Raw genomic sequence first — 303 nt, forward strand, 5'->3', positions numbered from 1 at the left:
TCACCACCCCAACCCATTCAACCAAAACCTCCAAGAACTTACCCTTCAACTATCTCCAAACTCCCGTGAACACCCCCCTCTTTTTCCTTCAATCACAACTAACCACATTCCTCATCAACTCCAAAAACCCCATAAAATCAACCTTCATAAGCGTAAAATCCACATCCACCATCCTATCCCCACACTACCATACACAAAACTTCCTCTAAAGCTTCATAAACAACTTCACCCAACATTCAATCTCCATCTAAAACAACCAAAATAATTTACACTTCCATATACTCTTAAACATCATAAAATAAT

The 303-nt window shown here is 38.6% G+C and carries 1 protein-coding gene; it reads left to right on the forward strand.

Annotation, left to right across the window (positions count from 1 at the left end; all coding sequences use genetic code 11):
• Positions 1 to 265: 50S ribosomal L9 C-terminal domain-containing protein (locus tag FS736_RS23565; RefSeq protein ID WP_313959744.1), on the forward strand; the 265-nt coding region annotated here is incomplete at its 5' end.
• Positions 266 to 303: the final 38 nt, after the last annotated feature.

Origin of the sequence: Cytobacillus oceanisediminis 2691, assembly GCF_007678455.1 — a bacterium.
In the GTDB taxonomy this organism is placed as follows: Bacteria; Bacillota; Bacilli; order Bacillales; family Cytobacillaceae; genus Mesobacillus; species Mesobacillus oceanisediminis_A.